The following is a 21,931-nucleotide window of genomic DNA, read 5'->3' as shown; positions in this document are numbered from 1 at the left end:
GTGTCGACAACCAGCTCCAAGGTTGCCATTAAGCCGCTCGAGGACCGCATTGTGGTCCAGCCGCTCGACGCCGAGCAGACCACGGCCTCCGGCCTGGTCATTCCGGACACCGCCAAGGAGAAGCCCCAGGAGGGCGTCGTCCTGGCCGTGGGTCCGGGCCGCTTCGAGAACGGCGAGCGTCTTCCGCTCGACGTCAAGGCCGGCGATGTCGTGCTGTACAGCAAGTACGGCGGGACCGAGGTGAAGTACAACGGCGAGGAGTACCTCGTCCTCTCGGCTCGCGACGTTCTCGCGATCGTCGAGAAGTAATTCACCGACGTATTTCTTGATCTGCGCCCCTGGCCCCGCATCTGCTGTGTTCGCACAACGAGTGACGGGCACCCGGGGGCGCAGTTCGTTTTGAGAGGACTGAATCAGCTCCATGGCGAAGATCCTGAAGTTCGACGAGGACGCCCGTCGCGCCCTTGAGCGCGGCGTCAACAAGCTTGCCGACACGGTCAAGGTGACGATCGGCCCCAAGGGCCGCAACGTCGTCATCGACAAGAAGTTCGGCGCTCCCACCATCACCAACGACGGTGTCACGATCGCCCGTGAGGTCGAGCTCGACGACCCGTACGAGAACCTCGGTGCGCAGCTGGTGAAGGAGGTGGCGACCAAGACCAACGACATCGCGGGTGACGGCACCACCACCGCCACCGTGCTGGCCCAGGCGCTGGTCCGCGAGGGTCTGCGCAACGTCGCCGCCGGCGCTTCGCCCGCCTCCCTGAAGAAGGGCATCGACGCCGCGGTCAAGGCTGTGTCCGAGGAACTCCTCGCGACCGCCCGCCCGATCGATGACAAGTCCGACATCGCCGCTGTCGCCGGTCTCTCCGCTCAGGACAAGCAGGTCGGTGAGCTCATCGCCGAGGCCATGGACAAGGTCGGCAAGGACGGTGTCATCACCGTCGAGGAGTCGAACACCTTCGGCCTGGACCTGGACTTCACCGAGGGCATGGCCTTCGACAAGGGCTACCTCTCGCCGTACATGGTGACCGACCAGGAGCGCATGGAGGCCGTCCTCGACGACCCGTACATCCTGATCCACCAGGGCAAGATCGGTTCGATCCAGGACCTGCTGCCGCTCCTTGAGAAGGTCATCCAGGCGGGCAGCTCCAAGCCGCTGCTGATCATCGCCGAGGACGTCGAGGGCGAGGCCCTGTCGACTCTGGTCGTGAACAAGATCCGCGGCACCTTCAACGCGGTCGCGGTCAAGGCCCCCGGCTTCGGCGACCGCCGCAAGGCGATGCTCGGCGACATGGCCACCCTCACCGGTGCCACGGTCATCGCCGAGGAGGTCGGCCTCAAGCTCGACCAGGCCGGTCTCGACGTGCTGGGCACCGCCCGCCGCGTGACCATCACCAAGGACGACACCACCATCGTCGACGGCGGTGGCAAGGCTGACGAGGTCCAGGGCCGCGTCAACCAGATCAAGGCCGAGATCGAGTCCACGGACTCCGACTGGGACCGCGAGAAGCTCCAGGAGCGCCTCGCGAAGCTGGCTGGCGGCGTGTGCGTGATCCGTGTCGGTGCCGCCACCGAGGTGGAGCTCAAGGAGAAGAAGCACCGTCTGGAGGACGCCATCTCCGCGACCCGCGCCGCGGTCGAGGAGGGCATCGTCTCCGGTGGTGGCTCCGCTCTGGTGCACGCGGTCAAGGTGCTCGAAGGCAACCTGGGCAAGTCCGGTGACGAGGCGACCGGTGTCGCGGTCGTCCGCCGCGCCGCTGTCGAGCCGCTGCGCTGGATCGCCGAGAACGCCGGCCTTGAGGGCTACGTCATCACCTCGAAGGTCGCCGAGCTCGACAAGGGCAACGGCTTCAATGCCGCGACCGGTGAGTACGGCGACCTGGTGAAGGCCGGCGTCATCGACCCGGTCAAGGTCACCCGCTCCGCGCTGGAGAACGCCGCGTCCATCGCTTCGCTGCTGCTCACGACCGAGACCCTGGTCGTCGAGAAGCCGGTGGAGGAGGAGCCCGAGGCGGCCCACGGTCACGGCCACTCGCACTGAGGCTGACCTGACGCACGTCTGAGGCCCGGCGCCCCTTCGAAATGAAGGGGCGCCGGGCCTCGCGGTGTTACGGGACGGGTCTCAGGCGGTACGGGGGCTGGGCAGCAGGGGCCTTGGGGTAGGGGTAGGGGTAGGGGTACGGGGAGCAGGCCTTGGACTACGGCTCGTGGTCAGGGTCCGGGCCCGGGATCCGGGGGCCCGGACCGGCCCAGGCCCGGCTCAGGCCCGGCCCAGGCCCGGCTCAGGCCCGGCTCAGGCCCGGCCCAGGCCCGGCCCAGGCCCGGCTCAGGCCCGGCTCAGGCCCGGCCCAGGCCCGGCCCAGGCCCGGCTTGGTCTGGCCCGTTCGGCCCCGGCTCGCCCCGCTTCTGTCCCGCCTTGTCCTCGACTAGGCGGAGTGCGTCAGGTCCGAGGGAAGTACCGGATCCGCGAACTCCCGCCCCGACGCGTACCGTTCGAGCTCATCCAGAGCCTGGTCGGCCATCCGGTGCAGCTCACCCCCGAGCGATCCTGCGACATGTGGCGTGAGCAGGACGTTCGGCAGGTCGTAGAGCGGGGAGTCCGTGTACGGGGTCTCGGGATCCGTCACATCCAGCACCGCGTGGAGCCGCCCGCTCGACAGCTCGGGAAGCAGCGCGTCCTCGTCGATCAGCGAGCCACGGGCCGTGTTGATCAGCGTCGCCCCCTCCCGCATCGCGGCCAGCTGGCGGGCTCCGATCATGTGCCGGGTGGCCGGAAGCTGCGGGGCGTGCACGCTGACGATGTCGCTGTGGGCGCACAGTTCGTCCAGCGGTGCCGGCTCCACACCGAGCGCGGTGGCCTCGGCGGTACCGACGTACGGGTCGTACAGCAGGACCCGGAGATCGAAGGGGCGCAGCAGCTCGATCACCCGGCGGCCGATCCGGGAGGCTCCGATGATCCCGACGGTGCGGTGGTAGTTGCCCGCACCGTCCAGCTCGTCCCGCCAGTCCTGGTCGCCGCGCATCTCGCGGTACCGGCGGGCGGACTGCAGGACACGCTTGTTGGCGAGCAGGATCGCGGCGAGGGTGTACTCGGCCACCGGCAGCGCATTGGCCGCGGCGGCCGAAGCGACGGTGATGCCGCGTTCCCAGCACGCCTCCGTGATGTGGTGCTTGACCGAGCCCGCCGCGTGGACGACGGCGCGGAGCCGGGGCGCGGAATCCAGGATCCGGGGAGTGAGCGGGGTCGCACCCCAGCAGGTGAGGAGGACTTCGGCCTCGGCGAGCGCTGTGGCGACCTCGGCCGTGGGGTGCGCCAGGTCGTGGGCGACCAGTCGACTGTCCGTACGAGCCAGGGCATTGAGCCGGACGTGGTGGCGCTCGGCGAAAAGTCGTTCCACGATGCCCGGAGCCATCGCGAGCAGGACACCCGGCCGATTGTCAGTGGCGTGGTGCATGGTGGTCCCAGTGCTCCTTCTCGGTTGCTCCGGGCGCAGCCCGGTAGGAGTCGGCCCGGTCTGTGGCGGCCCGGGTGGGGGCGCCACAGACCGCGGCAGCCCGGGTGGGGGCGGCTCGGGTGTGGTGGCTCGGGCCGGGGCGGACGGCGGCGGTCATTTGACACTTCCGGCGGTGAGGCCCGCCTTCCAGTGCCGCTGGAGGGAGACGAAGGCGACGATCAGGGGGATGACGGCGAGGAGGGAGCCGGTGACCACGAGCGGGTAGAAGCTCGGCTCGCCATGGGTGTTGGTGTTCCACGAGTACAGGCCGAGGCTCAACGGGAAGAGATCGCGGTCCGAGAGCATGACCAGGGGGAGGAAGAAGTTGTTCCAGATCGCTGTGAACTGGAAGAGGAAGATCGTCACAAATCCCGGCATCATCATGGGCATACCGATGGACCAGAAGGTCCGAAGCTCACCGGCCCCGTCGATCCGGGCCGCTTCCAACGCCTCGTTCGGTATGTAGCCGGCGCTGAAGACCCGGGCGAGGTAGACGCCGAACGGGTTGACCAGGACCGGGATCAGCACCGACCAGTAGGTGTTGACGATGCCGATCTTGCTCGCGAGCAGATACATCGGCAGTGCGAGTGCGGTGGTCGGCACCAGCACACCGAGCAGGACGAGTCCGAAGAGCTTCTCCTTGCCCCGGAACTCGTACTTGTCGAAGGCATATCCGGCGGCGACGCAGATCAGCGAGCAGAGGACGGCGCCCACACCCGCGTACAGCAGGCTGTTGCCGTACCAGCGGAAGTAGACGCCGCCACCGTAGGACGTCAGATCGGAGATGTTCTGGCCGAGGTTGAAGCCCTTGAAGGAGAAGGCGTTGCCCGAGAGCAGCCCGCCGGTGTCCTTGGTGGAGGCAGTGACCAGCCAGATGAGCGGGAAGAGCATGTAGACGACGGCGAGCACCAGCGCGCCGTTGACAGCGGTCTTCGACAGCCACCGGTTCTTCGGTGCCGGGCGGGGGCTCATGCGTTCTTCCCCTTACGGCCGGTGAAGCGGGTGACGAGGAACGACAGCAGTGCGGCAGTGAGAGCCAGCAGCACGGATGCGGACGCCGCGAGCCCGTAGTCGTTGCGGGAGAAGGCGGCCGTGTACGCGTACATGTTCGGTGTCCAGGTGGAGGAGACGGCGGACCCGGCGCCGCTGTTGAGGATCAGCGGCTCGGTGAACAACTGGAGCGAGCCGATGATGGTGAACAGCGCGACCATCACGACGGAGGCGCGGATCAGCGGGAGCTTGATACTGACGGCGGTGCGCCAGCCGCCGGCGCCGTCCACGGTGGCCGCTTCGAGGACCGATCGGTCGATGGCCTGGAGGGCGGCGTAGAAGATCACCATGTTGTAGCCGAGCCACTCCCACAGCGCGATGTTGACGACGGAGGGGAGAGCGCCCGACGAGGAGAAGAAGTTGAAGCCGATACCGCCCGAGTGCATCGCGGAGACCACGGGGCTCAGTCCGGGTGTGTAGAGGTAGACCCAGACCAGCGCCGCGATGATGCCGGGTACGGCGTGCGGCAGAAAGAGCGCGAGCTGGAAGAAGCGCTTGGCGCGGGCCAGCGCGGAGTCCAGCAGAAGTGCGAGTGCGAGGGCGCCGCAGACCATCAGGGGGATGTAGATGACGCAGTATCCGAGCAGTACGCCGAAGCCCTCGCGGAAGGCCCGGTCACCCAGCGCCGCCGCATAGTTGTCGAGACCCGAGAACACGGACTCGGAGCCGCCGAACCCCAGTCCCGACTGCTTCTCGGTGAAGAGGCTGAGCCAGACCGCGTATCCGATCGGCACCAGCATCACAGCGGTGAAGAGGACGAAGAACGGGGTCAGCAGAATCGCGGCGGCGCGGGTGCGGGCCTTCATACCGGTCAGCCCTCGACCTTCAGTCCGCGCTTCTTCAGTTCCTGGACAGTCGCGTCATGGCCGGCCTTGACCGATCCGGTGACCGTGGCGCCGCCACTGGCGACCTTGCCGAACTGGTCCTTGATCGCGGTGTTGGTGGTGCCGGTCGCCGGCCCCCAGGTCCAGCCCTGTTTGATCGACGCTGCCGCGGTGCCGAACAGCTGGTAGATGTCCTGGCCGCCGTAGTACGAGGCGTCGAAGGCCTTCTTCGCGGCGGGCAGCAGCTCGGTCGCGGCCGGGTAGGCGCTGGACGTGCCCGAAGCGATACGGGCCTTGATGCCGTCCTGCGTGGTCGACATCCACTTGGCGAACTCGACGGCCGCTTCGGCGTGCTTGCTGTCCTTGGTCACGGCCCAGGTGGAGCCACCGAGCATGCCGCTGGCGGCCTGTCCGTCCCAGGTCGGCATGGGCGCGATGGCCCACTTGCCCTTCTGCTCGGGCAGGGTGGACTTCAGGACTCCGGCCCCCCAGGCGGCGCCCAGATAACCGATGGTGCCGCTGTTCTTCAGGGAGTTGGTCCACTCAGGGCTGAACGACGCCTGCGACCGGATCAGATCATCCTTGATGAGCCCCTGCCAGTATCCGGAGACCTTGGTGGTGGCGGAGTCCGTGGTGTTGATCTTCCAGGTGTCCGCGTCCGCCTTGAACCACTGGGCGCCGGCCTGCCAGGCCATCGCCTCGAAGGTGGTCGGGTCGTCCGGGAAGAAGGTGCCGATCCGGGCCTTCTTGTCGGCCTTCTTGACCTTCTCCGCCGCCTTGCGGAAGTCGTCCCAGGTCTTGGGGACCGCGATGCCGTACTTGCTGAACAGGTCCTTGCGGTAGTAGAAGGCCTGCGGCGACGCGTCGAACGGGACGGCCCAGTTCTTACCGCCCAGTGTGGTCTGCTCGACAGCCTGCGGCAGGAACTTCTTCTTGACGTCGTCGGTCATGTACTTGCTGATGTCCTGGAGCGCGCCCTGGCTGACGTACTCAGGCAGCTGGGGGTACTCGATGGAGACCAGGTCGGGGGCGTTGCCGGCCTTGACCGCGTTGGAGATCTTGGCGTAGCCGCCCGCGTTGCCGGACGGGATCTCCTCGTACTTCACCTGAATGTTCTTGTGCGAGGCGTTGAACGCGTCCACGGTCTCCTTGGAGCCCTTGGCCCAGCCCCAGAACGTGATGCTCACAGGCTTGCCGTCCGTGCCCTTCGCGGAGTCGTCGCCGCTGCTGCCGCAAGCCGTGAGGACGGCCAGGGCGGTGGCGGCGCCGGCTATGGAAAGGGTCGTTCTGCTCCAACTGCGGCTCACAGCGAGACTCCTGAGTTAGCGGCGACATTGACGTTGGCCGTGATCCTTGGCCCCGCAATGACCGAAGTCAAGAGCGAAAGATTGAATGATCGAAAAAAGATCAGAGTGTTATCGAAATCTGGTCCGAATCTGGTCCGGGGTGCTCAGGTCTCGGGCACGCAGCTCTCGGGCACCCAGACCTCAGACACCCACTGCGAGTTACCGGGGCGCGGCGGCCCCGCAGGAGGCCCGTACGTGCAGTCTGGGCAGCAGTGCCAGATGCTGACCGGCCTCCTGCTCCTGGCGCTCCTCCGCCCTGGTGCGTGGCCCCGTGCTCAGCCGCTCGACCAGCAGCCGGGTCCCGTACAGCCCGACCTGGCGTTTCGGCGGTGCCACCGCGGTGAGCGGTGTGTCCGCGAGGGCGGCCACCTCGTCGTCATAGGCGACCAGAGCCAGATCCTCCGGTACGCGTACGCCCAACTCGGCCAGGCGCTGCACCAGATGAATGGCGTCCACGTCGTTGTGGACCAGGGCAGCCGTCACGCCCCCAGTGGCCACCGCGGACTGCACGGCCCGTACGGCCTCCTCGAAACGGCCCCGGTCCAGCTCGGCCGGCACCGAATCGATCACGGGCCGCGGCTGCTCAAGACCCAGCGCCCCCAGGGCCTCCTCGTACCCCGCCCGTACGGCGAACGCAGTCGGGCTGTCCGTACGCGCGACCAGCAACGGCGCGCCATGGCCGAGGCGGACCAGATGGCGCACGGCCAGCAGAACTCCGTGCCGGTGGTCGGAACAGACCCGGTCCATGTCGTCGAGAGGGCTGCCCAGCGCGGGCTGCCGTTCCAGAAGCACGGCGGGCACCGGCAGCTCCGACATCCAGTCGCCGTAAGCCGCCTGGTCGCCCGCCGCCTGCCAGCCCGGCGCGATCAGCACCCCCTCGGCGCCCGACGCCAGCAGGCCCTCGGTGCGGGCCTTGTCCTCCTCGGGGCGGTAGTCGGAGATCCGCAGGATCAGCCGTGCGCCGGCCTGCGCGGCCGCATCGTGCGCACCTCTGATCACCTCGGCGAAGTAGTACGTCGCGGAGGGTGCCAGCAGCCCGAGAACAAGTCCGCCGCTCGTCTGGGCCGCGGTTCCGGCCAGGGTTTTTGCGACCGACGCTCCTGTCGGCCGCGGCCAGGAGACCGAGCCGTGCACGCGGTCGAGCAGGCCGCGTTCCGCCAGTGTCTCGACGTCCCGCCGGGCTGTGACGGGGGAAACGCCGAGCTGCGCCGCAAGATCGGATACGCGGGCCGATCCCTGCTCCCGTACGAGTGCGAGCAGTCGGTCATGGCGTTCGTCGGCACTCTCGCGCACGGCGGCGGTCCCCTCGTGGTCCGGTGGTCGGCTGGTGTGGTGGCGGCTGGTGCGGTGGCGGGCCGGGCCGGGCGAATGCCACGGTCAGACCCTAGTGCAGTGTGATCGAACGATGGAAGTTTCGATCATTCGTCACTCTTGTATTGACGTTCGATCATCCAGGGGTTCAGGATTCCGGGCGACGCCGAAGTCCGCCCCCAGGGAGCATCATGCTGAGCCCGATCCCGTCGAGCGGACCCGGCCGCCCCGGTCCGAACGGTCAGCCTGTTCAGCCAAACCCGCAAAGCGAGTTCAGCCCGCTCGCCCGGCCGGCCCTGCCCGGCGAGTCCGCCAGGCTCGCCGAGCCCGCCCCGCCCGGCCACGCCGGGCGGCTCAGCCCGTACACCGGCTGGGTTCGTGCCGACTGGGAGGCCGCCGCCGATGAACTGCTGCTGGCTGTGCGGCCCTATGCGTCGCCCCGTCATGGTCTGATCAATCTCCCCGGCCACCGGCCCAGTTGGTCGGGTGCACGCTCCGACGGCCTTGAAGGGTACGCCCGCACCTGGCTTCTCGCCGCCTTCCGGGTCGCGGGAGCGGAGGGCCGTGATCCGCATGGCTTCCTCCCGCGCTATGCCGAGGGCCTCGCGGCCGGCACGTCACCCGGCCCGCAGGAGAGGGACGAGGGAACGGACACCGGCGGTGCGGACCGGTGGCCCCGGATGGCGGACACGTCGCAGGCCGTCGTGGAATCCGCATCCGTAGCGCTCGGTCTGCGCCTTACCCGGCCCTGGCTCTGGGACTCCCTGGACGACCGCACACAGCAGCAGGCCGTCGAATGGCTGCTGCCCGCGCTCGGACCGTCGCCGGTGAACAACAACTGGTGGCTCTTCGGCCTCACCGTCGCCGGATTCCTGCAGGACGCCGGGATCGAAACCGAACGGGCACGGCGGACGATCGACCGAGCGCTGGAGCGCATCGAGGAGTGGTGGCTCGGCGACGGCTGGTACAGCGACGGACCCAACCGTTCCTTCGACCACTACAACGCGTGGGCCATGCACTTCTATCCGGTTCTGCACGCCCACCTCGCCAGGGATGAGGAACTGCTCGCCCGGTACGGGCCGCGGCTGCACGCCCATCTCGACGCGTACACGCGGATGTTCGGTGCGGACGGTGCGCCCATGCCGTACGGCCGCTCGCTCAGCTACCGGTTCGCCGCCGCAGCCGCCCCTTGGCTCGGGGCAATGACCGGCCACACCCCACTGACGCCGGGTGCCACCCGCCGCCTGGCATCCGGAACCCTGCGGTACTTCCTGGACCGGGACGTGGCTGGGCAGCGGGACGAGGCGCCGCAGCCACGCTCAAGGCCGGGGGAGCCGCCGGCCCCGGTGGACCCGCCCGCCCGTGCCCGGAGCCGTGCGGCACGACGTCACGCGACCGATGAACGCGGACTGCTCACCCTGGGCTGGCACGCCCCGTACGATCCGATCGTCCAGCCGTACTCGGGCCCCGCGTCGCCCTACTGGGCGTCCAAGGGGTTTCTGGGGCTGCTGCTGCCCGCCGGTCATCCCGTGTGGACGGCGGTGGAGGAGCCCTTGCCGGCCGAGACGGAAGACGCCGTGACCGTACTGGATCCGCCTGCCATGCTCGTCCAGTCCACCGTGGCAGACGGCCTCGTACGGCTTCACAACCACGGCAGTAACCACGTCGGCGAGGACGACGAACCGGGATACTCCCGCTACGCGTACTCCACCCGTACCGGATTCACGACCGTCGACCCACCGACCGCATCGACGGCACCGGCCGCACCGGCCCCACCGACCGCACCGACCGCACCGACCCCACCGACCGCACTGCGCGACAACCACTTCGCCCTGGTCATCGATGGTGAGTCCACCTCCCGCGGCCCCGCCACGCCCCTTGCTTCCGGGCCCGGTTGGGTCGCTTCCGTGACCACACCGCTGCCCGGAGTACGGATCGTCTCCGCGACGATGGCCCACGGCCGTGCGGAGCTCCGTGCGCACCTGGTGGCCGGTGCGGACGTCGGTACGCCCGTACGCCAGACCGGCTGGGCCCTCGCCGCAACGAGCCCGTCCGGCGAGGGCGCCACACACACTCCGCCCGCCGCCGCGGTGCAGACCGCCTCCCCCTTGGCCGCTCAGCCGGCCACCTCTCTGACGGCCCAGCTCCACCCCCTCCACGGCTACACCGGAACGGCACACCAACTCGACGCAGGCCACACCCTGTTCGGCCCGGCCTCGCGGATTCTGACGCTCGACGGCGTCACCACCGCGCCCCTTTCGCTCTTCGTCAGCCTCGCTTCGCTCACTGCCGAATGGGATCCCGGCCCCGTCGCCGCCCTCGCGTACATCCGTGTCAGAGCTCCCCGCACGATCCACGTGACCTGGCAGGACGGCACCACCGCCGTACTGCAACTCCCGGAACCTCCGGAGGAACGATGAGACTTCGCCCCGCGCGTACCCCTCTGGCCGCACCCGCAGCGACCGGCCTGACAGCGACCGGCCTGACAGCAACCGGCCTGACAGCAACCGGACTGGTCACCACCGCACTGCTCACCACCGCACTGCTCACATCCGCACCGGCCACCCCAGCCCAGGCAGCTCCCCACCCCGGAGCCACCTACCACGTCGACTGTTCGGCCACCCCCGCTGCCCCCGCCGGGCCAACCACCCCCACCCGGAGCAACGGCTCGGCACTCCACCCCTGGACCACCCTCGACGAGGCCAACGCCCACACCTACGGCCCCGGCGACCGTCTCCTCCTCAAACGAGGCGCGACGTGCACAGGTTCCCTCGCTCCGAAGGGGGCCGGCTCCTCCCGTGCCCCCTTCACCATCGCCGCCTACGGTCCCGGCGGCGGACGCGCCGCGATCGACGGTGCCGGCGCGCACGACGCCGTACTCCTCTCCAACACCCAGTACGTACACCTGTCCGGACTGGAGATCACCAACGCCGCCGACCCCGGCAGCGAGCGCAACGCCGTCCGGCTTCGCCTCACCGACTACGGCACCGCCCACGGCTTCGAGATCGACCACCTCTACATCCACGACGTACGCGGCGGCGATGCCAAGACACTCACCGGTTCCAGCGCCATCCACATCGACGTCGAGGGCACGGCGAAGGCCAGCAGTTACGACGGCCTGGACATCCACCACAACCGCATCGAGAACGTCGACCGCGAAGGCATCTACTTCAAGTCGACGTTCTCCAAGCGGGATCTGGTCGGCGAGCAACAGGACCCGAACGCCTACCCCGGCCCCTGGACCCCGTCCACCGGCGTCCGTGTCCACGACAACACTCTGAAGTCCATCGGCGGCGACGGGATGAAGCTCGACACCACCAGCGGCGCGATCGTGGAGCGCAACCGGGTCGACGGATTCCAGCTGCGTTCACCCTCAGCCAACGCCGGCATCTGGACGTTCAACACGGATGACACCCTGATCCAGCACAACGAGGTCTCGGGCGGCGGGAACAGCCACGACGGCATGTCGTTCGACGCGGACGGCGCCTCCAGCCACACGGTCTTCCAGTACAACTACAGCCACGACAACCAAGGCGGCTTCCTGCTGGTCTGCCCCTACAGCGGGGCGAAGACGGTCGACACGGTCGCCCGGTACAACATCAGCCACAACGACGGCGCCCGGCTGCTCCAGAACTGCGCCGGCCCCATCCTCAACACCCAGATCTACAACAACTCGTTCTCCAACAAAGAGACGATCCCCGGGTACCTGGTCCAGGACGACAACAGCAGCCCCGCCACCACCCGGCACGAACAGCACATCCGCAACAACATCTTCGTGAGCTACGGAACCGGCGGCTACGGCTTCTCCCACCCGACGGCCGGCCTGGCACTCGATCACAACGCGTTCTACGGGATCGACATGACCCGCCCCGACCCCGGGGGCATCACATCCGACCCGCTGCTGCGCGACGACTTCCGCCTGACGAAGGGCTCCCCGGCCATCGGCGCCGGAACAGCCATCGCCGACAACGGCGGGAAGGACTACTTCGGCAACAGGCTCAAGCCCGGCGCTCCCAGCATCGGCGCCTACGCCGGACCGGGCGTCAACCGCTGATCAGGCGCCTGCGCGGACCGGGCACCAACCGGAGACCAGGCACCAGCCGCCATGACGTGGGAGCCGGGGCCCGGCGCCGGCGACCCGCGGGTGCCGTCACTGCGGACCGTACTTGCGGCCCGTCCTGGAGGTAATCCCTCCGAGCAGGCCGCGCGGCGCCAGCTTCGCCGCGCCCATCAGCGCCTTGTACCGGGGGTCGGGAATCGACAGGGACTTCCCGCGTGCGAGATCGGCGAGCGCCGCCGCGACCACCTTGTCCGCGTCCAGCCACATCCACCCGGGGATGTTGTCCGTCCCCATGCCCGCCCGCTCATGGAACTCCGTACGTACGAAACCGGGGCACAGCGCCATCAGCCGCACCCCCGAGCCGCTCAGATCCCTGGCCGCACCCTGGGTGAACTGCACGACCCAGGCCTTCGAAGCGCCGTACGTCCCGCGCGGCAGGAACGCCGCGACGGACGCCACATTGACGACGCCACCGCGACCGCGGTCCCGCATCCCCGGCACGGCGGCGGACGTCAGCCGCAGAACTGCCTCGCAGTGCACCTTGAGCATGGTCAGTTCCTCGGCCATCGGGACGTCGAGAAAACGGCCCTTGTTGCCGAACCCGGCGTTGTTGACCAGCAGGTCGACCGCGCTCCTGGAATCCGAGAGCCGCTCCTCGACGAGGGCGATGCCCGCGTCGGTGCCGAGGTCCGCCGTCAGGACCTCGGCCTCGATGCCGTGCCGGTCGTGCAGCTCGGTCGCCTGCTCCTGCAACCGCCCGGTGTCGCGGGCCACCAGCACGAGGTTGTGCCCGTCCGTGGCCAGTCGCCGCGCGAAGGCGGCCCCGATTCCCGCTGTCGCGCCCGTGATCAGTGCTGTCGTCATGGCCGGAACGTTAGTGCCCCGCCCCGCGCGGCCGGCGACCGTGCATCCTGCCGTCACCGTGGGCGGCCCGGTGACTCCGTCCCCGAGTCCTCCGCCGGGCTCTCCCCGGCACCCCTCCCGGGTAATAGCCGACCAGCGACAATCGGCGTCTGCCCCAAGTAGCACTTATGCTCGGCTCATGATCGAGGCCCGTCATCTCCGCGTTCTGCGCGCCGTAGCCGCCACCGGTTCCTTCTCCGCCGCCGCCCGCGAACTGGGCTGCACCCAGCCCGCGGTCAGCCAGCAGATGAAGGCCCTTGAGGCGTCGTCGGGTACGACGCTGCTGATCCGTACGGGCCGCGAAATGCGCCTCACACAGGCGGGCGAGGCGCTGGTCCGCCACGCGGGCGGCATCCTCGCCGGGCTGACGGCCGCCGAGGAGGAGGTGGCGGCCATCGCCGGGCTGCGTGCGGGCCGGGTGCGGCTGGTGTCGTTCCCCAGCGGCAGTTCGACCCTGGTGCCCACCGCCCTGGCCGCGCTGCGGGCCGCCCACCCCGGCACCCGGGTCTCCCTGGTCGAGGGGGAACCGCCACGCTCCGTCGAGATGGTGCGCGACGGGGACTGCGATGTGGCGCTCGCCTTCCGGTACGGGCCCGCCACGGACGAATGGGACGACCTGGTCGTACGGCCACTGCTCACCGACCGTATGGTCGGCCTGGTCCCCGCGGGGCACCGGCTGGCCGACGCGGAGGCCATCACGGTGGGCGATCTGGCCGACGAGTCCTGGATCGCGGGCTGCCCGCGCTGCCGCCTGCAACTCGTCGAGGTCTGCGAGAGTGCGGGCTTCACCCCCAGGATCGACTTCGCCACGGACGACTATCCGGCCGTGATCGGCCTGGTCGGCGCGGGCCTCGGGGTCGCCGTGCTGCCGGAGCTCGCGATCGAGTCCGTACGCCCCATGGGGGCCAGGACGGTATCGGTGGAACCGGCGGTCCAGCGCGAGATCGTCGCACTGACACTCCCGGACCTCGCCCAGGTCCCCGCGGTGGCGGCGACCCTGGACCGGCTCGCCCGGGCCGCCGCACGCTGAACGCCGCATCACCACGTGCCTGCCTGCCCGCCGTTCCGGGCGGGGGCGGCGAAGCGGAAGCCTGCCGGGGTGGGGCGAGGGGTGCGAAGGGCGGGCGGCGCGGCGGAGGACGTGCTGAAGAGGGCTGGAGACGTGCTGGAGACGTGCTGAAGAGGGCGTACCGAGGTGCGTATTCAAAGGGGTACGTACGCATACGGTCATGGGGCCATGCAGGCATCCGGACCGGTGACGGATGATCGTGCAGGAACGTTTCCCCTCAAGGCTGCGGCGCTACAGGGCTATGCCGGCCCCGGTCCGTTCGGGGTCGCGGCGGTGATCAGCCGGTTGCGTGCGCGCCCCATCAGCTCCTCGCGTTCGTCCTCGGTCAGGCCGCCCCACACGCCGTAGGGCTCCCGTACGGCGAGTGCGTGCGCCGCGCACTCGGCGCGGACCGGGCAGCGCATGCACACCTCTTTGGCCGAGGTCTCACGCGCGCTGCGCGCCGCGCCCCGTTCGCCCTCCGGGTGGAAGAAGAGCGAGCTGTCCACTCCGCGGCAGGCCGCGAGGAGCTGCCAGTCCCATAGGTCGGCGTTGGGTCCGGGAAGGCGGGAAAAATCTGCCATTGCTTGTCCCCTTGAAGCCGTTGCTGAGGCGGGGGCGGTGATGTCGACCGCACCCGCGACCGTCCATCCACGATGTAAGTAGATGTAAATATGACTCATTGCGAATCTAGTCATAGACACCAGCAAAATGGAAGAAAAGCAGCTGAACGGGTCATTACCTTGCAAACTAGACAAATGGGGCGTGGAACTCTCCTCCGCGACCGAGTCCTCACGTAGAGTGCCGAAGGCGGCCGTCCGGCCCGTAACTCTTTCGAGTGACCATCGTTGAGAGAGCGTGGGCGGTTGAATAAAAAGCGCTCGGGCACATGTCCGAGAGGCGTCGACCGCGCAGGTGACGATTAGTACCCAGCCTGGAGGCTCAAGGTGACGCGCATCAGCTGCGGAGGGCGGTCATGACATCCGTCCTCGTCTGCGACGATTCCCCGCTTGCCCGAGAAGCGCTCCGTCGTGCCGTTGCGACGGTGCCCGGCGTCGAGCGTGTGACGACGGCGGCCAACGGTGAGGAAGTCCTCCGCCGCTGGGGAGCCGACCGTTCGGACCTGATTCTGATGGACGTACGCATGCCCGGTCTGGGCGGGGTGGAGACGGTGCGCCGGCTCCTCTCGGCCGACCCCGGCGCGCGGATCATCATGCTGACGGTCGCGGAGGATCTGGACGGTGTCGCCCTGGCGGTCGCCGCCGGTGCCCGCGGCTATCTGCACAAGGACGCCTCCCGCGCCGAACTGCGCGCGACGGTCACGCAGGCGCTCGCCGACCCGACCTGGCGGCTCGCCCCCCGGCGCCTCCGTTCGGCCGAAATGGGCGCGGCGCCCACGCTCACAGCGCGTGAGATCCAGGTACTCGAAGGAATGAGTCACGGACGGTCGAACGCGGAGATCGGACGGGAGCTCTTCCTCTCCGAGGACACGGTGAAGACCCACGCCAGGCGGCTTTTCAAGAAGCTCGGCGCCTCGGACCGTGCACACGCGGTGGCCCTCGGTTTCCGGTGGGGCCTGGTTCGTTAGAGGATGGCCGGCAGGACCCCGTCCGCTCGATGGCGGACGGGGTGGCGGACGCCCCAACTCTGTTTCCCGCGTGATGCCGCATCCTTGAGGTGTGGAGTTCCTCGGGGACGAGTCGTTCGAGCGGGAGGGGAGGGCGCAGCGGATGAGTTCCGGCGCACCTGCTCATAACGCTTCAGTGCACAACTACGAGCGCGGTGAAGCGGACGGTCCGGTGCCAGGGCACCATGGACCGATGCGCGACGACGAGGCTGCCAATGCCCATGGGGCCATCGGGGCGCTCGTCCATCTCGCTGTCGACGGAGACCAGCAGGCCACGCACGACCTGTTGGCACACGTCCATCCGCTGGCCCTGCGCTACTGCCGTACGCGGCTGAACAGGCTGCCCGGAGATGCCCGGCACTTCGTGGAGGACCTCGCTCAGGAGGTCTGTGTCGCCGTCCTGATGGCGCTGCCGCGGTACAAGGACACAGGCAGGCCTTTCGAAGCCTTCGTCTTCGCCATCGCCACCCACAAGGTCGCCGATCTTCAGCGCGCCGCTATGCGCCACCCCGGTTCCACGGCCGTGCCGTCGGACGAGATGCCGGAGCGGCCGGATGATTCGCTCGGCCCCGAGGAGCGCGCGCTGCTCAGCAGCGATGCCGCCTGGGCCAGGAAGCTGCTTGCCAACCTCCCGGAGAACCAGCGTGAGCTGCTGGTGCTGCGCGTCGCCGTCGGGCTGACCGCCGAGGAGACCGGGCAGATGCTGGGGATGTCGCCGGGGGCCGTACGGGTCGCTCAGCACCGTGCGCTGAGCCGGTTGCGGGCACTGGCCGAGCAGTAGGCACTGGCCGAGCCGTAGGTACCGGCCGAGCAGTAGTACTCGCCGAGCCGTACGGATCGGGGGCAGGCCGGGGCGCGGCGCAGCCGGTGGGGTCCGGCGCAGGCACCGGGCCACGCAGGCAGTCGGCTCCCCGGTGCAGGCAGTTCCCCCGTGCGGCCCTCGGCCGGGCCTCCGGGCCCCGGGCGCCGGGGACATTCATCACAGATCCGGCCGGCCCTTCCGCACTCACCGGCAGCCGTCAACCGGCAGGCACGGCAGCGGCCGGAGCCGCCCGGCGGCCGTAACCGGGAGGTGGCGGCGGACCTTCGTGGCTTCCGGTGGGCCGGGGGCCCGGGAGCGCCGCTGTCAGTAGAAACCTCCAAGGATTCCCGATCGGGCTGATCGTGGAATGAGACGCCCCTCCGGCCCGTTAGCATGGACATCCGCACCGATCAAGGCCATTTGGGGAAGGTGTCATGACTGCAAACGTCGACGGAGTGCCCGAGAAATTCGCGACGCTCGGGCTGACATACGACGACGTGCTGCTGCTGCCGGGCGCATCGGAAGTGCTCCCGAACGCCGTCGACACCTCGTCCAGGATCTCGCGGAACGTCACCGTGAACATCCCGCTGCTGTCCGCCGCCATGGACAAGGTCACCGAGGCCCGGATGGCCATCGCGATGGCCCGGCAGGGCGGCGTCGGTGTGCTGCACCGCAATCTCTCGATCGAGGACCAGGCCAACCAGGTCGATCTGGTCAAGCGCTCCGAGTCCGGCATGGTCACCGACCCGATCACGGTGCACCCGGACGCGACGCTGCGCGAGGCCGACGAGCTGTGCGCCAAGTTCCGTATCAGCGGTGTCCCGGTGACCGACGCGGCGGGCAAGCTGCTCGGCATCGTCACCAACCGCGACATGGCTTTCGAGTCCGACCGCAACCGCCAGGTGCGTGAGGTCATGACCCCGATGCCGCTGGTGACCGGCAGGGTCGGCATCTCCGGGACCGACGCCATGGAGCTGCTGCGGCGACACAAGATCGAGAAGCTTCCGCTGGTCAACGACGCGGGCATCCTCAAGGGCCTGATCACGGTCAAGGACTTCGTCAAGGCCGAGAAGTACCCCAACGCGGCGAAGGACGCCGAGGGCAGGCTGCTCGTCGGCGCCGCCGTCGGCGCGAGCCCGGAGGCGCTGGACCGCGCCCAGGCGCTCGCCGAGGCCGGAGCCGACTTCCTGATCGTCGACACCTCGCACGGCCACAACAGCAACGCCCTCAACTGGATGGCGAAGATCAAGTCGGGCGTCTCCGTGGACGTCATCGGCGGGAACGTCGCGACCCGCGACGGCGCGCAGGCGCTGGTCGACGCGGGTGTGGACGGCGTCAAGGTCGGCGTCGGACCCGGTTCGATCTGCACCACGCGTGTGGTCGCCGGTATCGGAGTACCGCAGGTCACGGCGATCTACGAGGCCGCGCTCGCCGCGCGTGCCGCCGGTGTGCCGGTGATCGGCGACGGCGGCCTCCAGTACTCGGGGGACATCGGCAAGGCGCTGGCCGCCGGCGCCGACAGCGTGATGCTGGGCAGCCTGCTCGCCGGGTGCGAGGAGTCGCCCGGTGAGCTGCTGTTCATCAACGGCAAGCAGTTCAAGTCGTACCGCGGCATGGGCTCGCTCGGCGCGATGCAGACGCGTGGCCAGGCCCGTTCGTACTCCAAGGACCGCTACTTCCAGGCCGATGTGTCGTCCGACGACAAGCTCGTACCCGAGGGCATCGAGGGGCAGGTGCCCTACCGCGGCCCGCTCGGCAATGTCCTGCACCAGCTCGTCGGCGGGCTGCGCCAGACGATGGGCTACGTGGGCGCGGCCAGCGTCGACGAGATGGAGAGCAAGGGCCGGTTCGTCCGGATCACGTCGGCGGGGCTCAAGGAGAGCCACCCGCACGACATCCAGATGACGGTCGAGGCGCCGAACTACGCACGGCGCTGAGGCATACGTACCGTACGCACCACCGCGGAAGCCCGCGGGCCGGACGGCCCGCGGGCTTCCGCGTGCGCGTCGGGGATACTGGAACGGCAGACGTAGAGGGAAAGGCCACACATCGTGACTGAGATCGAGATCGGGCGCGGCAAGCGCGGCCGCAGGGCGTACGCGTTCGACGACATCGCCATTGTGCCGAGCCGGCGCACCCGGGACCCGAAGGAGGTCTCGATCGCCTGGCAGATCGATGCCTACCGGTTCGAGCTGCCGTTCCTGGCCGCTCCGATGGACTCGGTCGTGTCCCCGGAGACCGCCATCCGCATCGGTGAGATGGGCGGCCTCGGAGTCCTGAACCTCGAAGGTCTGTGGACGCGGTACGAGGACCCGCAGCCGCTGCTGGACGAGATCGCCGGGCTGGACGAGGAGACCGCGACGCGGCGTCTCCAGGAGATCTACGCCGCTCCGATCCAGGAGGAGCTGATCGGCCGGCGGATCAAGGAGGTGCGCGACTCGGGTGTGGTCACCGCGGCCGCGCTCTCCCCGCAGCGCACCGCCCAGTTCTCCAAGGCCGTCGTCGACGCGGGCGTCGACATCTTCGTCATCCGCGGTACGACGGTCTCCGCCGAGCATGTCTCGGGCGCTGCCGAGCCGCTGAACCTGAAGCAGTTCATCTACGAACTGGACGTCCCGGTGATCGTCGGCGGCTGTGCGACGTACACCGCCGCGCTGCACCTGATGCGTACCGGAGCGGCCGGTGTGCTCGTCGGCTTCGGCGGCGGCGCCGCGCACACCACGCGCAATGTGCTGGGCATCCAGGTCCCGATGGCGACCGCGGTCGCCGATGTGGCCGCGGCCCGCCGGGACTACATGGACGAGTCCGGCGGCCGCTATGTGCATGTCATCGCGGACGGCGGGGTCGGCTGGTCGGGCGACCTGCCGAAGGCCATCGCCTGCGGCGCGGACTCGGTCATGATCGGCTCGCCGCTGGCCCGTGCGTCGGACGCGCCCGGCAAGGGGCACCACTGGGGCATGGAGGCCGTCCACGAGGATGTGCCGCGCGGCAAGCTGGTGGACCTGGGCATGGTCGGCACGACCGAGCAGGTCCTCTCCGGGCCTTCCCACATCCCGGACGGTTCGATGAACTTCTTCGGGGCGCTGCGCCGCTCGATGGCGACGACGGGGTACAGCGAACTCAAGGAGTTCCAGCGCGTCGAGGTGACGGTGGCGGACGCCCAGCACAAGCGCTGAGCCGACGGTGGCACCGGTACCGGTCGGGTGCCGGTGCCGCACGCGTCGTGCCGTACGCGGGGCCCGGACCGCAGCAGCGGTCCGGGCCTTCCGCTGCGCCGCGCGTCGGGTGCGCGCGAGCGGGCGGCGCCGTCAGAGGGCGCGCTTCATGCCCGCGAAGGACGCTCCCACGGCGATCGCTATGAAGAGGTAGCTGAGGAAGTTCCCGTCGGCCCGCCAGGCTTCGTTGAGCCATCCGAAGTGCTGGAAGAACAGCTCGGACACGGAGACCTGGAGCTGCTTGGACGCGATGACCGCCTCGCCGAGCAGCTGCCCGAAGTAGACGGACGCAAGCGCCAGGACGGCGCCGACGGCTGCGAGCCCGACATGGTCGCCGCCCACCTTGCCCGCGGCGAAACCGATGAGGAAGCCCACGGCGATCGCCGCGTATCCGAACTCGTGCTTGGTGGCGCCGATGACACCGCCGTACGCCGCGCCCGCCACCAGGGCGGTGAGCACGGCGGCCACGATGCCGCCGGCGATGTTGACCCTGGCCGGGGCGGCCTGGGGAGCCATCGGGTAGCCGAAGCCCGGGGGCTGGGGCTGGGGCTGCGGCTGCGGCGGCAGCCCGTCCGAGGACGGATCCGGTGTCTGGGGCGGTGGCGCTGGCTGGGTCATGTCGGGGTCCCCCCTGGGACAGAAACGCACGGTCGCGGAAGATGCGCACGGTTGTGCGAGAAGCGAACGCCGCACGTTAACAGTCCCCACCGACATCCACACAGGAAATTCACACCGGACAATCCGCGCCGGACGTTCATGCCGGATACCCACGCCGGGCATTCGGGCCCGGCGTCCGCGCCGGATGTTCATGCCTGACATCCGCGCCTGACATCCGCGCCTGATATCCGCGCCAGGCCGTGCGCCCGGCGGCGCGGGCGGGGGTCAGAGCCGGTGGGCGGCTCCCACCGGGGTGGCCCCTCTGGTGTCCAGCAGGAGCTGGGCCTTCACCGCGAGCCCCTGGAGGTCGTATGTGCGGTGGTGCTGGAGCAGCACGGTCAGATCCGCGCCCGCCGCCGCCTCGTAGAGGGAGTCCGCGCGGGGGACCGGGAGGTCGCGGATGCGCCAGTCCGGGACGTACGGGTCGTGGTAGCTCACCGACGCGCCCAGATCCATCAGCCGGCGGGCGATCTCGCCGGCCGGGGAGTTCTGCCGGTCGGCGAGATCGGGCTTGTAGGTGACGCCGAGCAGCAGGACGCGGGCGCCGCGTGCCGACTTGCCGTGCTCGTTGAGGAGGGTGGCGCAGCGCTGGATGACGTACTGCGGCATCCGGTCGTTGACCTGCTGGGCGAGTTCGACCATGCGCAGCGGGCGGACGGTGTGCGGCGGTCCCGCGGTGTCGACGGGTACGCCGTGGCCGCCCACACCGGGGCCGGGCCGGAACGGCTGGAAGCCGAAGGGTTTCGTCTCGGCGCAGCGGATGACGTCCCAGAGGTCGACGCCCAGCTCGTGGCAGAGCACGGCCATCTCGTTGACGAGGGCGATATTGACGTGCCGGTAGTTGGTTTCGAGCAGTTTGGTCATTTCGGCTTCGCGGGGGCCGCGTGCCCGTACGACCTTGTCACTCAACCGGCCGTAGAAGGCCGCGGCGGATTCGGTGCAGGCGGGGGTCAGACCGCCGATGACCTTGGGTGTCGCCGCGTAGGAGTGGGTCCGGTTGCCCGGGTCGAGGCGGCTGGGGGAGTACGCGAGGTGGAAGTCCCGGCCGGCCCTGAGTCCTGAGCCCTCTTCGAGGAGGGGGCGCAGGATTTCCTCCGTGGTGCCCGGGTAGACGGCCGATTCGACGATCACCGTGGTGTGCGGGCGCAGCCTGGCGGCGAGGGCCCGGGTAGCGTCGGTGACGGGGGCCAGGTCGAGTGCCCGGTCCTCGCCCAGGGGGGTGGGCGCGCAGATGACGGCGGTACGGACCCGGCCCAGTTCGGCCGGATCGGTGACGGGCCGGAAGCCCCCCGAGAGCATCCGGCGGATGTCGGCCGCGCTGAGGGAGCCGTCGACGGGGGTGTGGCCGGCGGCGAGTTGCAGCAGCCGGCGGGGGTCGGTGTCGTAACCGATGGTGACGAGGCCGGTGGCGACGGCGGCCTGGGCGAGCGGCAGGCCGAGGTGGCCGAGTCCGATCACGGCGAGATCTGCGGGCATGGGTGATCCGTCCTTCCCAATAGCCGGAGGGGGACGAGTGCGCAAGTCCTGTGGACAGAGCAATGTCAGGTTAGGAGTAAATATGACCGATTTGCGGTATTGGGCGGGCCGGGGT

18 protein-coding genes are annotated in these 21,931 nt (G+C 69.4%); 9 read left to right on the top strand and 9 right to left on the bottom strand.

Annotated features, from left to right (window positions below; all coding sequences use genetic code 11):
* Positions 1-309: a co-chaperone GroES gene (gene groES, locus ACWGKJ_RS01625; protein WP_164262571.1), complete on the top strand. Its 309-nt coding sequence runs from the start codon at positions 1-3 to the stop codon at positions 307-309.
* A gap of 112 nt (positions 310-421) precedes the next feature.
* Positions 422-2,044 (top strand): chaperonin GroEL, encoded by a 1,623-nt coding sequence (groL, locus tag ACWGKJ_RS01620; protein ID WP_385022343.1) that lies wholly within the window; start codon positions 422-424, stop codon positions 2,042-2,044.
* Positions 2,045-2,429: 385 nt separating this feature from the next.
* Here groL and ACWGKJ_RS01615 read toward each other — a convergent pair whose 3' ends face one another.
* From ACWGKJ_RS01615 to ACWGKJ_RS01595, 5 genes are all read right to left on the bottom strand, one after another.
* Complete coding sequence (locus ACWGKJ_RS01615; RefSeq protein ID WP_385033149.1) at positions 2,430-3,458, bottom strand: hydroxyacid dehydrogenase; 1,029 nt, start codon at positions 3,456-3,458, stop codon at positions 2,430-2,432.
* Between the two features lie 153 nt (positions 3,459-3,611).
* Positions 3,612-4,469 carry a carbohydrate ABC transporter permease gene (locus ACWGKJ_RS01610; protein WP_385033146.1) on the bottom strand — a complete coding sequence of 286 codons (858 nt, stop codon included), beginning with the start codon at positions 4,467-4,469 and terminating at the stop codon, positions 3,612-3,614.
* The gene (locus ACWGKJ_RS01605; protein WP_385033143.1) at positions 4,466-5,353 is read right to left on the bottom strand and encodes a carbohydrate ABC transporter permease; all 888 of its coding nucleotides are present in this window, start codon (positions 5,351-5,353) and stop codon (positions 4,466-4,468) included. Before ACWGKJ_RS01605 ends, ACWGKJ_RS01610 begins: the two co-directional genes overlap by 4 nt.
* Before the next feature lie 5 nt (positions 5,354-5,358).
* Positions 5,359-6,678: an ABC transporter substrate-binding protein gene (locus ACWGKJ_RS01600; protein WP_385033140.1), complete on the bottom strand. Its 1,320-nt coding sequence runs from the start codon at positions 6,676-6,678 to the stop codon at positions 5,359-5,361.
* 198 nt (positions 6,679-6,876) lie between these two features.
* Positions 6,877-8,010: a substrate-binding domain-containing protein gene (locus ACWGKJ_RS01595; RefSeq protein ID WP_385033138.1), complete on the bottom strand. Its 1,134-nt coding sequence runs from the start codon at positions 8,008-8,010 to the stop codon at positions 6,877-6,879.
* 209 nt (positions 8,011-8,219) lie between these two features.
* On the opposite strand from ACWGKJ_RS01595, the gene ACWGKJ_RS01590 reads away from it, so the two are divergent.
* Positions 8,220-10,448, top strand: a complete 2,229-nt coding sequence (locus ACWGKJ_RS01590; protein WP_385033135.1) for a DUF2264 domain-containing protein — start codon at positions 8,220-8,222, stop codon at positions 10,446-10,448.
* Positions 10,445-12,082, top strand: coding sequence for a right-handed parallel beta-helix repeat-containing protein (locus ACWGKJ_RS01585; RefSeq protein WP_385033132.1), 1,638 nt, complete (start codon positions 10,445-10,447; stop codon positions 12,080-12,082). Before ACWGKJ_RS01590 ends, ACWGKJ_RS01585 begins: the two co-directional genes overlap by 4 nt.
* Before the next feature lie 96 nt (positions 12,083-12,178).
* On the opposite strand, the gene ACWGKJ_RS01580 is transcribed toward ACWGKJ_RS01585, so the two are convergent.
* Positions 12,179-12,952 (bottom strand): SDR family NAD(P)-dependent oxidoreductase, encoded by a 774-nt coding sequence (locus ACWGKJ_RS01580; RefSeq protein ID WP_385033129.1) that lies wholly within the window; start codon positions 12,950-12,952, stop codon positions 12,179-12,181.
* Positions 12,953-13,130: 178 nt separating this feature from the next.
* On the opposite strand from ACWGKJ_RS01580, the gene ACWGKJ_RS01575 reads away from it, so the two are divergent.
* Positions 13,131-14,021, top strand: coding sequence for a LysR family transcriptional regulator (locus ACWGKJ_RS01575; RefSeq protein WP_385033126.1), 891 nt, complete (start codon positions 13,131-13,133; stop codon positions 14,019-14,021).
* A 278-nt stretch (positions 14,022-14,299) separates the two neighbouring features.
* On the opposite strand, the gene ACWGKJ_RS01570 is transcribed toward ACWGKJ_RS01575, so the two are convergent.
* Complete coding sequence (locus ACWGKJ_RS01570; RefSeq protein ID WP_250299396.1) at positions 14,300-14,623, bottom strand: WhiB family transcriptional regulator; 324 nt, start codon at positions 14,621-14,623, stop codon at positions 14,300-14,302.
* Between the two features lie 392 nt (positions 14,624-15,015).
* On the opposite strand from ACWGKJ_RS01570, the gene ACWGKJ_RS01565 reads away from it, so the two are divergent.
* The 4 genes from ACWGKJ_RS01565 (at position 15,016) to ACWGKJ_RS01550 (ending at position 19,644) form a co-directional block, all read left to right on the top strand.
* Positions 15,016-15,627, top strand: coding sequence for a response regulator transcription factor (locus tag ACWGKJ_RS01565; protein WP_003948568.1), 612 nt, complete (start codon positions 15,016-15,018; stop codon positions 15,625-15,627).
* A 232-nt stretch (positions 15,628-15,859) separates the two neighbouring features.
* Positions 15,860-16,447, top strand: a complete 588-nt coding sequence (locus ACWGKJ_RS01560) for a sigma-70 family RNA polymerase sigma factor (protein ID WP_266854188.1) — start codon at positions 15,860-15,862, stop codon at positions 16,445-16,447.
* Positions 16,448-16,902: 455 nt separating this feature from the next.
* Entirely contained in the window at positions 16,903-18,405 is a 1,503-nt protein-coding gene (guaB, locus tag ACWGKJ_RS01555; protein ID WP_385033123.1) for an IMP dehydrogenase, read from the top strand.
* Between the two features lie 114 nt (positions 18,406-18,519).
* On the top strand, positions 18,520-19,644 hold the full coding sequence (locus ACWGKJ_RS01550) for a GuaB3 family IMP dehydrogenase-related protein (RefSeq protein ID WP_385020558.1): 1,125 nt from the start codon (positions 18,520-18,522) through the stop codon (positions 19,642-19,644).
* 132 nt (positions 19,645-19,776) lie between these two features.
* On the opposite strand, the gene ACWGKJ_RS01545 is transcribed toward ACWGKJ_RS01550, so the two are convergent.
* Positions 19,777-20,301 (bottom strand): hypothetical protein, encoded by a 525-nt coding sequence (locus ACWGKJ_RS01545; RefSeq protein WP_385020555.1) that lies wholly within the window; start codon positions 20,299-20,301, stop codon positions 19,777-19,779.
* A 264-nt stretch (positions 20,302-20,565) separates the two neighbouring features.
* The gene (locus ACWGKJ_RS01540) at positions 20,566-21,816 is read right to left on the bottom strand and encodes a nucleotide sugar dehydrogenase (protein ID WP_385020552.1); all 1,251 of its coding nucleotides are present in this window, start codon (positions 21,814-21,816) and stop codon (positions 20,566-20,568) included.
* Positions 21,817-21,931: the final 115 nt, after the last annotated feature.

The sequence above is a fragment of the Streptomyces sp. NPDC054757 genome (assembly GCF_053612185.1).
This window is presented reverse-complemented; position numbering and strand designations above follow the sequence as displayed.

Coding starts and splice junctions, on each gene's coding strand:
- groL (WP_385022343.1), top strand. CDS start 422: ATGGCGAAGATCCTGAAGTTCGACGAGGACGCCCGTCGCGCCCTTGAG.
- ACWGKJ_RS01615 (WP_385033149.1), bottom strand. CDS start 3,458: ATGCACCACGCCACTGACAATCGGCCGGGTGTCCTGCTCGCGATGGCT.
- ACWGKJ_RS01610 (WP_385033146.1), bottom strand. CDS start 4,469: ATGAGCCCCCGCCCGGCACCGAAGAACCGGTGGCTGTCGAAGACCGCT.
- ACWGKJ_RS01605 (WP_385033143.1), bottom strand. CDS start 5,353: ATGAAGGCCCGCACCCGCGCCGCCGCGATTCTGCTGACCCCGTTCTTC.
- ACWGKJ_RS01590 (WP_385033135.1), top strand. CDS start 8,220: ATGCTGAGCCCGATCCCGTCGAGCGGACCCGGCCGCCCCGGTCCGAAC.
- ACWGKJ_RS01585 (WP_385033132.1), top strand. CDS start 10,445: ATGAGACTTCGCCCCGCGCGTACCCCTCTGGCCGCACCCGCAGCGACC.
- ACWGKJ_RS01580 (WP_385033129.1), bottom strand. CDS start 12,952: ATGACGACAGCACTGATCACGGGCGCGACAGCGGGAATCGGGGCCGCC.
- ACWGKJ_RS01575 (WP_385033126.1), top strand. CDS start 13,131: ATGATCGAGGCCCGTCATCTCCGCGTTCTGCGCGCCGTAGCCGCCACC.
- ACWGKJ_RS01570 (WP_250299396.1), bottom strand. CDS start 14,623: ATGGCAGATTTTTCCCGCCTTCCCGGACCCAACGCCGACCTATGGGAC.
- ACWGKJ_RS01565 (WP_003948568.1), top strand. CDS start 15,016: ATGACATCCGTCCTCGTCTGCGACGATTCCCCGCTTGCCCGAGAAGCG.
- ACWGKJ_RS01560 (WP_266854188.1), top strand. CDS start 15,860: ATGCGCGACGACGAGGCTGCCAATGCCCATGGGGCCATCGGGGCGCTC.
- guaB (WP_385033123.1), top strand. CDS start 16,903: ATGACTGCAAACGTCGACGGAGTGCCCGAGAAATTCGCGACGCTCGGG.
- ACWGKJ_RS01545 (WP_385020555.1), bottom strand. CDS start 20,301: ATGACCCAGCCAGCGCCACCGCCCCAGACACCGGATCCGTCCTCGGAC.
- ACWGKJ_RS01540 (WP_385020552.1), bottom strand. CDS start 21,816: ATGCCCGCAGATCTCGCCGTGATCGGACTCGGCCACCTCGGCCTGCCG.